The 14,236-nt window shown below is 42.3% G+C and carries 9 protein-coding genes, 1 tRNA gene and 1 pseudogene; 4 read left to right on the plus strand and 7 right to left on the minus strand.

Features of this window, described 5'->3' with window-relative positions; genetic code table 11:
• Positions 1 to 5: 5 nt before the first annotated feature.
• From CGSMWGV1500E_RS04125 to CGSMWGV1500E_RS04115, 3 genes are all read right to left on the minus strand, one after another.
• Positions 6 to 1,004, minus strand: coding sequence for a DMT family transporter (locus CGSMWGV1500E_RS04125; protein WP_004127386.1), 999 nt, complete (start codon positions 1,002 to 1,004; stop codon positions 6 to 8).
• A gap of 161 nt (positions 1,005 to 1,165) precedes the next feature.
• Positions 1,166 to 1,250, minus strand: a tRNA-Ser gene (locus tag CGSMWGV1500E_RS04120).
• A 109-nt stretch (positions 1,251 to 1,359) separates the two neighbouring features.
• Positions 1,360 to 2,607, minus strand: coding sequence for a UDP-galactopyranose/dTDP-fucopyranose mutase family protein (locus CGSMWGV1500E_RS04115; RefSeq protein ID WP_004127387.1), 1,248 nt, complete (start codon positions 2,605 to 2,607; stop codon positions 1,360 to 1,362).
• Between the two features lie 91 nt (positions 2,608 to 2,698).
• Here CGSMWGV1500E_RS04115 and CGSMWGV1500E_RS04110 point away from each other — a divergent pair, with 91 nt between their 5' ends.
• On the plus strand, positions 2,699 to 4,834 hold the full coding sequence (locus CGSMWGV1500E_RS04110) for a glycosyltransferase (protein WP_050543257.1): 2,136 nt from the start codon (positions 2,699 to 2,701) through the stop codon (positions 4,832 to 4,834).
• Positions 4,835 to 4,900: 66 nt separating this feature from the next.
• On the opposite strand, the gene CGSMWGV1500E_RS04105 is transcribed toward CGSMWGV1500E_RS04110, so the two are convergent.
• Positions 4,901 to 6,169: an ABC transporter ATP-binding protein gene (locus CGSMWGV1500E_RS04105; protein WP_004127390.1), complete on the minus strand. Its 1,269-nt coding sequence runs from the start codon at positions 6,167 to 6,169 to the stop codon at positions 4,901 to 4,903.
• Between the two features lie 61 nt (positions 6,170 to 6,230).
• Complete coding sequence (locus CGSMWGV1500E_RS04100) at positions 6,231 to 7,055, minus strand: ABC transporter permease (RefSeq protein WP_004127393.1); 825 nt, start codon at positions 7,053 to 7,055, stop codon at positions 6,231 to 6,233.
• A gap of 164 nt (positions 7,056 to 7,219) precedes the next feature.
• Between CGSMWGV1500E_RS04100 and CGSMWGV1500E_RS04095 the strand changes: the two genes are divergently transcribed.
• A complete protein-coding gene (locus CGSMWGV1500E_RS04095; RefSeq protein WP_004127396.1) occupies positions 7,220 to 9,643 on the plus strand; it encodes a glycosyltransferase family 2 protein in 2,424 nt (807 codons plus the stop codon).
• A gap of 142 nt (positions 9,644 to 9,785) precedes the next feature.
• Here CGSMWGV1500E_RS04095 and CGSMWGV1500E_RS04090 read toward each other — a convergent pair whose 3' ends face one another.
• The gene (locus tag CGSMWGV1500E_RS04090; protein WP_004127397.1) at positions 9,786 to 10,919 is read right to left on the minus strand and encodes a LicD family protein; all 1,134 of its coding nucleotides are present in this window, start codon (positions 10,917 to 10,919) and stop codon (positions 9,786 to 9,788) included.
• Between the two features lie 215 nt (positions 10,920 to 11,134).
• Between CGSMWGV1500E_RS04090 and CGSMWGV1500E_RS04085 the strand changes: the two genes are divergently transcribed.
• Both CGSMWGV1500E_RS04085 and CGSMWGV1500E_RS04080 read left to right on the plus strand, forming a co-directional pair.
• Positions 11,135 to 12,925 (plus strand): phosphotransferase, encoded by a 1,791-nt coding sequence (locus tag CGSMWGV1500E_RS04085; protein WP_004127398.1) that lies wholly within the window; start codon positions 11,135 to 11,137, stop codon positions 12,923 to 12,925.
• Between the two features lie 19 nt (positions 12,926 to 12,944).
• The gene (locus tag CGSMWGV1500E_RS04080) at positions 12,945 to 13,943 is read left to right on the plus strand and encodes an EamA family transporter (RefSeq protein ID WP_004127399.1); all 999 of its coding nucleotides are present in this window, start codon (positions 12,945 to 12,947) and stop codon (positions 13,941 to 13,943) included.
• On the opposite strand, the pseudogene CGSMWGV1500E_RS0106040 reads toward CGSMWGV1500E_RS04080, so the two are convergent.
• Positions 13,878 to 14,236, minus strand: a pseudogene (locus CGSMWGV1500E_RS0106040) (hypothetical protein); the annotation flags it as partial. The gene CGSMWGV1500E_RS04080 and the pseudogene CGSMWGV1500E_RS0106040 sit on opposite strands and share 66 nt — an antisense overlap.

A 14,236-nucleotide genomic window follows, 5' to 3' on the forward strand; every position in this document is an offset into this window, starting at 1 on the left:
CTAAGTCAGTCAGTACGCTTGCACAGAAGAATCATCATTATGAAGATAAGCCCGAAGCCCACAAAATCCGCCCACGAAAAAACAGCGCCCGTAAACATAACGGCCGTAATCGCAGCAGTAACCGGCTCGCTCGCGCCAAGAAGCGTTCCTTTCACAGAACCTACGCGCATAATACCCTCAAGAAACAGCCAGTAAGCGCCAAAAGTGCCTGCAACAACCGTAAAAGTAAACAGCAAAAGCGCGCGCCAATCAAGCGGCGGCATAGTTTCCCACGGACGCACAAACGGAAGCATAATCAGCCCCGAAATAATAAAAGTAATGCCGTTTACAGTAAGATTTCCCCATTTTGCAATCAACTTCACCGGCATAATCGCGAGCGCCGCCGTACTTGCAGCATCTGCCAATCCCCAAAGCAAACCCATAATCGGCAGGGAAAGCGAAGAAAGATTGCCACCCGTTGCCATTAAAGCAGTTCCTGCAAAAGCTAGAACAACGCCAATTGTTTCGCGAATAGTTGGCACGCGGCGAGTATGCAAGCACGCATAAACCAACACGAATAGAAGATTAAGGCTTTGAAGCACAGTTGCGGTTCCGGAATTAGTCCAGTCGATTGTGCACAAGTACGAAACTTGCGTAAGCAACACGCAAACTACGCCAGTAACAGCCATCGAGATCCACGTGCGGCCAGATTTTACTGCTCCTGTAAGCTTTTTCGGCGTGCAAGCTGCTGCAGTAATAGTAAACAATATGCCGGCTGCAATTTGACGAACGCAAGCGATTTGCAAAGGAGATACGCGATACGTTGACATGAGGATTTTTGAAACTGTTGCGTTTGCGCCCCAGAATGCGCCGCCTAAAAGAGTTAGCAAAATGCCAATAAGTATTGCGTTCGTTGAATGGTTGAATGCAGGATTAGGGCGATCAGGCGTACTCGCTATTGCTTTTGCAGCGGATTTTGAAGTGTCGAAAGTTTTAGAGCCAGTTTGTAACTTAAGCTTAGACATATCAGATTCACCTCGCATCCCCAAAACAAGCGATTATGCAGCAATTATTGCACGCGCGCCCAACTAATACTCGGAGCGTATTACGTAAAGTAGGTGCACGCAGCGCAACAACCGGAAAACAAAAAGCTCCCGACGCTAAATCAGCGTCAGAAGCTTAAGCGCGGAGAATACGAGATTCGAACTCGTGAGGCTGTTACACCAACACGCTTTCCAAGCGTGCGCCATAGACCACTAGGCGAATTCTCCAAACTGCTAACTTAGCAAGCAAATCACCCGCTAAGCAAACAACTTAAACAGAATACCACGAATTTGAGATATTGCAAACTCGCGCGCGCCGCGACAACGAAAGTTGAGATTACTTAAGCAAAGGCGCTACTTGCGTTTCGTAAGCGCGCAAAGCCATGTCGATTACGTTGTGCATGTCGTAGTAGCTGTAAGTACCAAGCCTACCGCCGAAAACAGTGTTCGGCTCAGCTGCTGCAAGCTCCGCATAGCGCGCATACAAGGCTTTATCTTCCTCAGTATTCACAGGATAGTAAGGCTCATCCTCACGAGTTGCAGCGCGCGAATACTCCTGCCACACAACAGTCTCCCCAGCTTTCACGCTTTTACCCGGCACGAAATCAGCTTCACCACTAGCCTCACCACTAGCCTCCGTAGAAACCTCTGCGCGCTCTGGATTAAAGTTCTTAAACTCAATCGCGCGCGTAAACGGAACGTCCGCATCCGAATAATTCATAACTGGGCAACCAAAGTGGTCACTCTCCTCGTAACGCACTTCTTTAAAGTCCACGGTACGCCACTTTAACTCGCCAAGCTTATAGTCAAAATACCTATCAACCGGACCGGTATAAACTACCGGCACTCCAGCCTCCGCCAGCGCACGCTTATTAAACGGCTGCGACTCGTCGAAAAAGTCTACTCCAAGCGAAACATGAATGCGCGGATCGTCAATCATGCGCTGCATCCAAGCTGTGTAGCCATCCGTTGGCAAACCTTCCCAAGTGTCTTTAAAGTAGCGATTATTGTAGTTAAATCTCACAGGCAAGCGCTTAATAATTCCAGCAGGAAGCTCGGAAGGATCCGTTTGCCACTGCTTTGCTGTGTAGTTTTTAATAAACGCCTCGTACAAAGGTCGCCCGATTAAACTAATGCCCTTATCGTTCAAATTTTGCGGATCTTTACCAGCCAACTCCCCCGCTTGGCTTGCAATCAAAGCCTTCGCTTCTTCTGGCGTGTAGTGCGCGTGGAAGAATTGGTTAATTGTACCCAAGTTGATTGGCAGCGGATAAACTTCGCCGTCATGCGTTGCATAAACGCGATGCACGTAGTTAGTAAAAGACGTAAAACGATTCACATAATCCCATACGCGCTTGTTGCTTGTGTGGAAAAGATGCGCACCGTACTTGTGAATTTCAATTCCCGTGCTCTCGTCAAAATACGAATAAGCGTTTCCACCAATGTGATTACGAACGTCAATAATTTCAACGCGAGCGCCAGTATGCTCCACTGCTTGCTGAGCTACAGTTAAACCAAACAAGCCCGCTCCAACAACTACTAAATCTGGGTAAGTTGCGTTTTGGGAGGTTGCTGCTTGCGTCATATTATTTACCTTTCGTACTTTCGGTTGTTTTACGCACAATACATTTTAAGAATAGGCTTAAGCGTATATATACGTATATATAATGTCTAATATGACTAAGGCAATGAGTGCAGAAACCAAAGAAACGCAAGACAAGCAGGATATTAGTAACGCAAATAGCAGCAACGAAAGCTGGGAAGTTGTAAATCGCGTTGTTTACCCGCTAAAAGACGCGGAAATTACTATGCCACTTTATGTAATTCCGTGGCATCGCTCCTACTTGCAGCGCACTGTGCTCGATCCTCGCATGAACACGCGCGCAATCGATATAAATAATCTAAATCTCACTGATTTTAAGAAGCTTCTTGCAGATACTAGCAGCCACTTGCCAAACGTTGAAACTCAAGGCGTTTGCACTGTTCTTTCGCGCAACTCGCTTTGCATTGCCGCCGGAAAGCACGTGTCGCTTTGCACTTTCTTTAACGCTTTTCCTGCGAGTTATTGGCAGCATTGGACGCGCGTAAAAACTGTTAAGTTTACAGCGCAAGTTGATGGAGCAGGTGCGTTGCAACTTATGCGCTCGACCGGCCGCGGACTTACGTATCCGGTTCAAAAGTTTGAGTTTGATTCCACTAATAAGCAGCCAACTCAAGGCAATCCGTCAACGCAAGATAAGCAAACACAATCTGCTCAAATTATTAGCTACGAAATACCTATGACAGGTCTTGCAGACGGTGGATATTTTTGGTTTGAAGCTAAAGCAAGCGATTCTAGCTGCCTAACTGTTAGCAGTGCCGAGTGGAGCGTACCATGCGAAAATAAAGTGCAATCAGGAAAACAGAAGCAACCAAATAGTACTTTTTCTATTGCTATTACTACGTTTAATCGCCCTTCGTACTGCCACAATCAGCTAAAGGCAATAGCAGAAAACAAAGCACTTCGCGAGCGCCTTGACACAATTTATTGCACAGATCAGGGTACGGATTTAGTTAAGAATCAGCCTGGATTTAATGAAACAAGCGCAAATCTTGGCAGCCAGCTTACGTATATTCAGCAGGCTAATTTAGGCGGTTCCGGCGGATTCTCTCGCGGCATGTTTGAAACGCTTAAAGCAGGAAAAAGCAGCTACACTATGCTTCTCGACGACGACGCAATCAGCGAAACCGAGTGCATTCTTCGCGCGCTTCAGTTTGCTGATTACACAATTAAGCCTGCTATTATTGGCGGCGGGATGCTTCATCTTGACAATCGCACTGTGCTTTACACTCAAGGCGAACGATTCACTCGCAACAATGTGTGGATGAAGCCTTCACAGAATCTTGATTACAATCATGATTTTGCAGCTATTACTTTGCAAGATTGCCCTGAGCGCCACCAGCGAATAGACACTGATTACAACGGTTGGTGGATGAGTCTTATTCCAACTGCGATTATGAAAGAAATCGGCCTTTCACTTCCTGTGTTTATTAAGTTTGACGACACTGAGTATTCGATTAGAGCACTTGAGCACGGATACCACACGATTTGCCTGCCTGGAGTGGCGGTTTGGCATCAGGCTTGGCACGATAAAGATCCTTCGCGCACTTGGGAAGAGTATTTCTTCCAGCGTAATCGTTGGATTTGCGGACTGCTTCATTGCACTAAACCAAGTTTACGTTTTGCGATTGAGATGCTTCGAAGCGACTTAGCTTCCGGCTTAAAACTTGCGTATTCTGCTATGCATTTGCATCATATGGGATTACAGGATATTTTGCGCGGACCACAATATATTGTTGATTCAATGCCGCAAAAGCTTGGCGAGGTTCGTAAAGCGCGTCAAGCATTTAGTGACACGCAGCCTGTAAGCGACGAAGCGCTTATTAGTGAGGTTTCACGCGAGCACGTAAGTCCGTTTACTGCGCACGATGCTAAGGCTTTGCGTAAGGCGCAGAAGCACGCAACGATTAAAGCTTTGTTTGCTCACGAAAAGCATGTGAAGAATCCTAAAGCAGAAGTTGCTATTCCAGCGCAAGACGTTTCTTGGCCTTCGTTTGTTGGCGTGAATACTGCAATTGTTACGGCTCCAGATGGCACTACTCTGAATCTTTTCCAGCGAGATAGCAGGTTATTCCGTAAAATGTTGCGCGCGGACGTACTTTTGGCGTTAAAAATGTTTAGTAAGTGGAAGAAGCTGTCTAGAGAGTATCGCAGCTACGATATGGCAAGTTTCGAAAGTTGGGATAAAATCTTCCGAACTGCTAATAAGTAGCAACGTAAACTCGCGAGGAGAGAAATCCCCGCGAATGTTTCACACAAATGTTTCACGAAACCTGCTTCACGAAACCTGCTTAATCGTCATCGCACGATCGCTTAGCAAAGCATAATCGCGATTACGACTATCTCTAATCACAAACGTGCAAGCGTTCGCATCCACTGCCACAGCTAGCAAATCCGTGTAGTCGTCCTCAGTTAGGCTAGGAGTGCGCAAAGAAGTAAAAAGCGTAAACTCGCCATTGTTAAACAAATTCAATGGCATTTCAAAATACACTGTTTGGTGTCCGCGCTTCTGCATTTTCAGCACTTTAGAACCAGTGTCGTAAGTAATTCCTCCGCGACGAATGTCGTGTAAAGCAATCGCTAAATAGAAGTCACCCGGCTCGTCGTACTGATATTCCACAGCAAAACGGAAAGTATCGCTGCTCTTATAAATCTTGTCTTCCAAAGCATATGTTCTAAGCAGCGGACATTTTGCATTCAAGCCCTGCGCATACTGTCCCTTTCCTAGCTTCTCACCAAGCTTATTCTGCTTTTCACGCTCTGCCTCAATATTTGCCAAAGTGTACTGATCTGCCACGGACTCAGTGTTTCCAATCGCCGCAACTTCACCGTCGCTAATCATCATCGCACGCGTGCAATAGCGTTTCACGGCGTTCATATCGTGCGTAACAAGAATAACGGTTTTAGTTGGATCTTTACGAATATCTGTAAAGAACGCGTCGCACTTGCGCTGGAAAGCTTCGTCGCCAACAGCCAAAACTTCGTCAAGAACTAGAATATCTCCCTGCGCTTTAATTGCCACAGAAAACGCCAAGCGAACTTGCATGCCCGAAGAGTAATTCTTTAACTTTTGATCCATAAAGTCTTCAAGCTCGGCAAATTCCACAATATCGTCGTACATTGCGTCAATTTCTGCGCGCGTGAAGCCGAGTAGTGCTCCGTTAAGATACACGTTTTCTCGGCCGGTAAGTTCCGGATTAAAGCCAACGCCAAGTTCAATAAACGGCACAAGCTTGCCTTTTACTTTTACACTTCCGGTATTTGGATAGTAGATTTGCGAAATAATTTTTAAGAGGGTTGATTTACCGCCACCATTTCGCCCGACTATTCCGAAGAATTCACCGCGATGCACGTCGAAACTTATGTCTTTAAGAACGTTCTGGATTTTGTAGCCTTTAATACCTTTAGTAAGATTTATAAACGCTTGCTTTAAGCCAGTTGCCTGCTCGGTTGGTAGTTTAAAATACTTACCTACATGATTGACTGATAGAACAATATCGTCGTTGCGCACTTCCGCTTCTTGCGCTTCTTCCTGCAACTTACTCATAAATTCCACTTCCACATCATAACTGTCATAAATATCGTAAAATTTTCATAAATTTAGCACGCTACATAATTTCTACGAAAGTGCGACTATTTTTTCGGAATATATACACTCCAAGCCACACTATTAGCACTGTAAGCAAAAGCGGCACGCAAGACATCCACGAGAATCCAAATTCACTCCACACGGTTGGTTGCGTTTCGGGAGCCAGCATATTGTGTCGAATATCCTGAATACATTGCGCTATAGGATTAAGCAGTTCAAGCTTTGCCAACACCGCAAAAATACCACCCTTATTAATCACGTAACTGAGCGGGTAAATAATCGGCATTCCATAAAACAGCAGCTGCTGAGCAACTTCCCAAATATGCAAAATATCGCGGAAGAACACGTACATAGTAGACATTATTAGTGCCATTCCGATTGCAATTGCATAAAGCTGAATCAAACTTATTGGGAGAAGAATAACTCTCCACGTAAAATGCACTCCGCCAATAATCGCAAAAATAAGCACGACTACTAAATTAATCAAAAAGCTTATTAAAGATCCAACCGTTGCCGAAACCACCACAATGTAGTTTGGAAAATGGATTTTGCGCAGCAAATCGCCGCGATCAACAAGCGAACGCAGGCCAATCGAAGTGGATTCTTGCACAAACTGCCATGCGCTAATTCCCATCAAAAGAACCACAGGGTATGTTGGTGTGCCGTCTGTCATTCGCAAAAACTTGCCAAAAATAAGATACATAACGCAAAACATCATCAACGGCTTCAACGCCGACCACGCTACACCCAAGAAAGAGCCTTGGTAGCGCAACTTAAAATCGGTTTTTACTAAACCGCGAAGCACGATATTTGCATACGCGTACTTTTTACGACAACAAGCCATGAGATTTTTCACGCTCTTAATAATATCAGTTATGTTGTAATTGAAATGATACTTTAGACGAAATGAGCTTATAGTTGAAAATAGGCTTTAGTCATAACAATTGAGCACTGCATTTGAATACGCTGAATCAACATTCATAAACCACTTATGCTAACATCGTACGTATGCCGAAAGTATCGATTATTGTTCCAATTTATAACGTTGAAGCTTTTCTACCAGAATGTTTAGAGTCTATTCAAAATCAAACTTTTAAAGATTGGGAATGTTTGATGTTTTCGGATGGAAGTAAAGATGGTTCCATCGATATTATGAAGTCTTTTGCAAAAAAAGATAGTCGCTTTGTGGTAATTGAAAAGGAAAACGAGGGCTACGGAGCTACTTGCAATCGCGGTTTGGAACGCGCTAAAGGCGAGTGGATTAGCATTATTGAGCCTGATGATTTTATTGATCCGCATATGTATGAGCGTTTGCTAAGTAATATTGAGATTGCTGGAAAAAATCCGAACGAAAACGGAAAAACTGGCGAAACCCTCGATATTATCAAAGGCGGATACTGGCTTTTTTATGACGGCAAAGATGGTTATAAGTCGGCTGTAGAAACGCCAAACTTGTGCTATTTCATGCCTGAGCATCGCACTATTTTTAATCTTAGCGAATTTGCTGAGCCTTTCTACCATCATCCTTCTATTTGGTCGGCTATTTACCGCAAAGATTTTCTTAACGGAGATAACCGCAATCACGAAATCATACGTTTTAAGCCAATTCCTGGAGCCGGATGGACCGATAATCCTTTCTTTGCACAAACAATGGTTTTAGCAAATAAAATCTGCTGGAATCCTGGAAAGTACTACTATTATCGTCAAACTAATCCGGGCGCATCTAGCTTATTGAAGGATTTCCATCTTCCTTTCGACCGTTTGCGAGATATGCGCGAGTTTCTTAGTAAGCAGAATATTTCTCGCGAAATTTTGCACGCTTTTTATTCTCGCGAATTTGATTACGTAAACTCCTTGATTACAGAGTTTGGTTTTGACGATAAGAATCCGGAAATCCGCAAACTTATTTATGAAGTTTTTAGTTCCATGGATTCAAAAGAAGTTTTCCTTATGGCATCACGCCTTAAGCCAGAATTTATGGATTATTACATGGATTTCCTCGGCTCGTCATACGAAGTTAAGCCACAAAAAGCGGAGGCAAATCCTAAGCTTTCGCTCGTAATATTTACGCATAATGCTCATTCTTGGATTGTTGATTCGCTTAAAGCTTGCAGCTCAATAAGCAGTATTCCTTGCGAATTTATTATTGTTGACTCGCATTCAAACGACAGTACGATTGCAATTGCCAAAAAATTTACTAGCAAAGATAAGCGTTTTACAATTCAGTCGCATGAAGATACCGCAAGTATTAAAGATATGCTTTCTAAAGCAATTTCTTACGCTCACGGCACATACACAATATTTATGCCTTCAAGCTACATAATTAACGAAAAAGTGCTATCTGAAGCGCTAAATCAGGTGCAGTATTATAACGAAATTTGTGCAAAAAATGGAGAAGACGCGGCTAAATATGCAGCCAAAAACGCTGCCCAAGTCACGACTAAAAATGCTAGTAAAACAGCCAGCGTCGACCTCGCTTTCTTCAACAATAAAAGCAAACACAGCGATTATTTGATTGATTGTGCATTAAAAAATAGAGAAAAAACTAAAGAATCTAATATTTTGCGTCAGCAGTTTATTATGCCAACAAATTCGGAAGATGCTAATAAAGACGTAAGTTACGGTCTTTATAAAGCTAGCGATATTCCGGAACTTTTGTTAGACAGCTGCTACAGTTACGGTTGGCAAAAAATTTGGCGAACCGACTTTTTGAAAGCTTCTAAAGCTGAAGCTGGAGAACACGACCTGCCTTCAACTTTAATGACTTTTACAACTCGCGCAGCATTAAAAGCACAGAAAATACTGTATTGCGATTTGTCTAAAACTTACGAAGATGCTTATGGAAGATTCAGTGTTGGAGCTGACGAAGGATTCGAAAACCTTCACCACACTAATATTCCAGACAACTTCTGGCTTTCTATTGAACGTCACGCAGTTCAAGATGAAGCTCCTCTTGAAGTTGATTCCGTAATTGAAACCGGAGAATGGCTTAAAAGCGAAGGCTTGCTTGATCAATACAATCGCGGATACGTAAATTCGCTTGTGAACAGTTTTGTTCACGACTGCCATACGCGAGTAACGTCTGAATCTTTGGCAGATATTATTCACGATAAGCTTCAAGAAGTAATGCAAATTATGGATTATGATAAAGTTTCTAAGAATTTGCCAAGCTACTTCTACGATGAGCTTTCGTATAACGAATTCCAAAAGTTGCAGCTAAATACAGCTTCACGCACTTTGTGGCTTAAAGAGCGTATGCTTAAATTTGAGAGCAAAACTCTAAACTATGCGCAAGAAATTAGCAGTATTCGCACTTCTGCACGCTACGTTATTGGCGAGAAAATCGTGACGGCAGCAAAAAAGATAACTCTTCCTATGTTTATTGCAAAATTGCAGAAAAAGTTCCGTCTTATGAGGCGAAATAGCAAATAATTTACTAAAGCTAAGCGTAAGCTCGAACGTACTTACGTATTTGCCTACTTGCGCGCGTAGGTACGCACCTACGTAACTACGTAACTACGTACCTACCGTACCTACTGTACTTACGTACCTACTTACTTACACATGCGAGAGTTTACTTAGTCGCGTAAGGATTTGTTGCTATATCTTCCTCAATCGCATTTATAGTGCACTGATTTTCGAGGCAATCGCGACTAACATGCTGGAAGTGCGAGAACATGTCTGCTGGAAGCTGATAAATATTCCCGTAATAACTGTACAGAACTTTTTGCGCATCATTTGGCACGCATACTGAAAAATCTTCAAATTGATCTTGATTTAGCGGGAACATGTTTTTGCAGCTAACCATATATATGGATTCTGCATCAACATTATCAATACCGTAAATAACACCATAAGTTTCATTAGTTGAAGATTTAGAAATAATATTTTCGTCTTGCGCAATTTTGCGATACTTTGTAAAAATACTTTCGATTTCTCTAGTAAACTTAGCACCGTCTTCACGATACCCACCTTTAAGCCACTCATCATAGAATGGCTGCGAGCGCAAATCATCTTGCAAAGTTTTACGAATCTCAATAAATCTTCGTCTAATCTGCTCATTGTACTCAGGCAAATAATCGTAGAAGAAAATATCAATAAAGCTAGGATCGTCCGGATTTTTGTAGCGCAAACGCAACTGCCTGCAGCATACGTAAGGATCAAAAACAAGAACTGCACGGTAGCGTTTCGACAATTTCTCATCATTTTGAAGAAGATTTAGTAAGGTATCAATATCTTCTCTAATCATTCCAAGATCAACATCATCATCCCACGGAATAAATCCGCGATGACGAACAACACCAAGCAAAGTTCCAAAATCAGCCCAATATTGAAGATTATGCTCGCGCGCAATTTCAGCAAACTCACTTAAAAGACTAGCGCAGCCGCGTTGAATAAGTCGCACAGAACCTGTTGCTTTAGGAAGCGAATAGTAAAAACGCTTACGCGCGTCCAAATCACTTTCATTGTCACGCCTGTAATTAGACCAACCTAAAAGTGACGAATGCTCACGATTCGTAAGCATATCGACGTGAATATTGCGTTGGTTTTCAAGAATTTGCGGCAATTGCTCGTCTAACACACGTTGCATACAATCTATGCTGTTCTGCAAATCGCTAACTTGTTCGCGAAGATTTCTTATTGAACGTTTAGATGAGGGGCAACGGTCAATAAGCCCACGGAATAATCTACGAAATACTGACGCCATAATTCACACCTTCTGTATGTTTCTCCACTTTTACTCTCGATAAGTCATATGGTTATTCATTATATACGTTTTGTTGCTTGCGGGCGACCTATTCTTTACATAGCTGAGTCGTTTTGGTCGGATTTATACTCTCACTGTTCAAAATAAAGATTCAATAGCTATTTTTGAACGCTTGTTATATAATGAGCAAAACACCAATCACAATCGAGACGCGCATGGCTATTAATCACAACGAATTTATGCTACTTACTGCCCTACTAAATAACACCAACAACTCGCAGCAAATAAGTCAGCGAGATATTGCCGCTCGCGCAGGAATTTCGCTCGGAACAGTCAATTCTTCAATCAAAAGCGCAGAAAATAAGCATCTTATTGAAGCGTCAGAAACATTGAAAATTACACCTAAAGGTCTTGCTGAACTTGAACCGCACAAAGTTAAAAACGCTATTATTATGGCCGCAGGATTTTCGTCAAGATTCTCACCAGTTTCGTACGAAACTCCAAAAGGCTTGCTTACAGTAAAAGGCGAAGTTCTTATTGAGCGCCAAATAAAGCAGCTTCGCGAAGCTGGGATTAACGATATAACTGTTGTTGTTGGCTACAAACAAGAGCAGTTTTTCTACTTAGAAGACGCTTTTAACGTAAAAATCGTGCCAAATAGCGAATACAACACTCGCAATAATAACAGTTCAATTATGGCAGTAGCAAACCAGTTATCGAACACTTATATTTGCTCATCTGACAATTATTTCGACGAAAATCCTTTTGAAAAATACGTTTGGAAAGCTTACTATTCCGCGCAATTCCAGCAGGGTTACACTAAAGAATGGTGTATGACTTGCGGAGCACATAATCGCATTACAAAAGTTACGATTGGCGGAAGTGACGCTTGGTACATGATTGGTCACGTGTATTTCGACACCGAATTTTCTAAGCGATTTGTGCAAATTCTTCGGGAAGAATACGATTTGCCGCAAACTGCAGGAAAACTTTGGGAAGATATTTTTATTGAACATATTGACGAGCTAGATATGCAAATGCGCAAATACGATCCGCCAATTATTCACGAATTTGATTCCATTGACGAGTTGCGCGAATTTGATCCGCTTTTCCTAGAAAATATTGATAGCGCAATTTTTGATCATATTACTCAAACGCTTAACTGCAAGAAATCCGATATTTATAACGTTTATCCGCTTAAAAAAGGTCTTACTAATTTATCTTGCCATTTTTCGGTTGACAATAGCGAATACGTTTATAGGCATCCTGGCGTTGGCACAGACGTGCTTATTAACAGACAAGCCGAAGCTGAAGCTTTAAGGTTGGCTCAAAAACTTGGTTTAGATGGCACCTTTATTACAGCAGACGCTAAAGAAGGTTGGAAGATTTCACGATTTTTGCCAGATTGCAATATTGCAAATATGCACAATCCTAGCCAATTACAAGAAAGCTTGAAATTAGTTCGTTCTTTGCATGAAAGTAACGAAAGTGTGCATCGCAACTTTGATTTTTACGCAGAATCTCAGCGCTATATGAAAGAACTTAATGATAGAAATGTAGAAATACCGCAAAAAATCATCGACCTAAGTGTTCTAGCTGACGAGCTTCATAACTTTGTAATTACTAAAGACGGCTCACATACCTGCCTTTGCCATAATGACATATTAGGTGCAAATATTCTAATAGATCAAAACAATCGATACCATCTTATTGACTGGGAATATGCCGGAATGTCTGATTATGCGCAAGATTTTGGCACGTTATGCGTTTCGGACGAATTTAGCGATACTGAAATAAACGAAGCTATGCCTATTTATTTAGCACACACTCCGTCAACTCAAGAAAAGCGTCATTTACTGGCTTTTGTGGGATTTGCAGGATGGTGTTGGCATTTGTGGTCACTTGTTAAAGAAGCGGAAGGCGAGAACATAGGAACTTGCATGTATACATACTACCGGTACGCAAAACGCTATATTAATGAATCTCTTAAAATGTACGACAATTAAAACACGAAATTAGGTACTTATGAAATACGCGTTTTTAAGCGGATTCCTTTGGGGAATTGACACTGCCCTACTTGCAGTTTTAACCACATTTCTTAGCTATAACAGCAGCACTAATTCAGTAATATTCGTTGGTATTCTTGGAGCTCTACTCCACGACGCTGTATGCGCAATTTTTATGTGGATTTACATAAGTACTCGAAAAAAATGGCATAAAACGCTTGAAATACTAAATAAACCACGGATTCTGGCACTTATTATCGTAGGATCTTTACTTGGCGGACCTATTGGAATGAGCGGATACGTTTTAGCAGCAAGCAATATAGGAGCTGGATACGCTGCTGCAATTTCCGCCTTCTACCCTGCAGTTGGAACCGTACTTTCTGCGCTAATACTTCGCGAGCGCTTAAGTGCGGCAAAATATGCAGCTTTTGCGTTAGCTCTTATTGCGGTTTCTGCTTTAGGATACTTTTCTTGCGCTCAAGATGCTCAATCTTACGTAAATTCAAACACAATACTTGGTTTAGCTGGAGCAATTTTAAGCGTAGTCGGTTGGGGAAGCGAAGCAGTTGTGTGCGCTTGGGCTACGCGCCAAAAAAGCATAGACGACGAAATAATACTTCATATTCGCCAAACTACATCCGCATTTGCTTACGTTATTATTGCGATTATTGCCATTGTTTCTAGTATATTTGTCTCTTCTACAGGCACTTCTACAGGCGCTTCTGCAGGTACTTCCACAGGATTAGAATCATATATTTCACTAAGCACAAGCTCGCTTCAAGCTTTCAAAATAGCAGGAATGGCGATTATTGTCGGCCTTCTTGGAGTGAGCTCGTACCTTTGCTATTACCGCGGTATTGCGAAAGTTGGAGCATCGCGCGCAATGGCTGCAAACGTTACTTACGCAGCTTGGAGCATGATAGTAACAGCAATAATCTCATGCACAATGCCGTCAGTCTTGGCTTGGATTTGCTGCATTACTATTATGTGCAGCACGGTTTTCGTAGCACGTCAGTAACATGTCAAAGCCACGAGCTGCAAACGGAATCATAAGCAAATACGCAGGAAGAATGTACTGAGACTGCGCTTCCCAAACAATGTATAACACGGCCATTCCTAGCACTATAACAAGCGGAGTCAAAAGCGTAGTCAAGTATTCGTAAGAAAATTCGCAAGAAATCTTAGGCAAAGAAGAAGGAGACTTTCTTTTACGCAACAATACGAACAAAAATACTGCCGTAAACGCAACAAGCATAAATTGAAGAGCATCTAGGAAAGTAAAAACAACCATATTTAACTTTCCTGAATAAA

It is taken from the genome of Gardnerella vaginalis 1500E (assembly GCF_000263595.1).
GTDB classification, from domain to species: Bacteria; Actinomycetota; Actinomycetes; order Actinomycetales; family Bifidobacteriaceae; genus Bifidobacterium; species Bifidobacterium vaginale_E.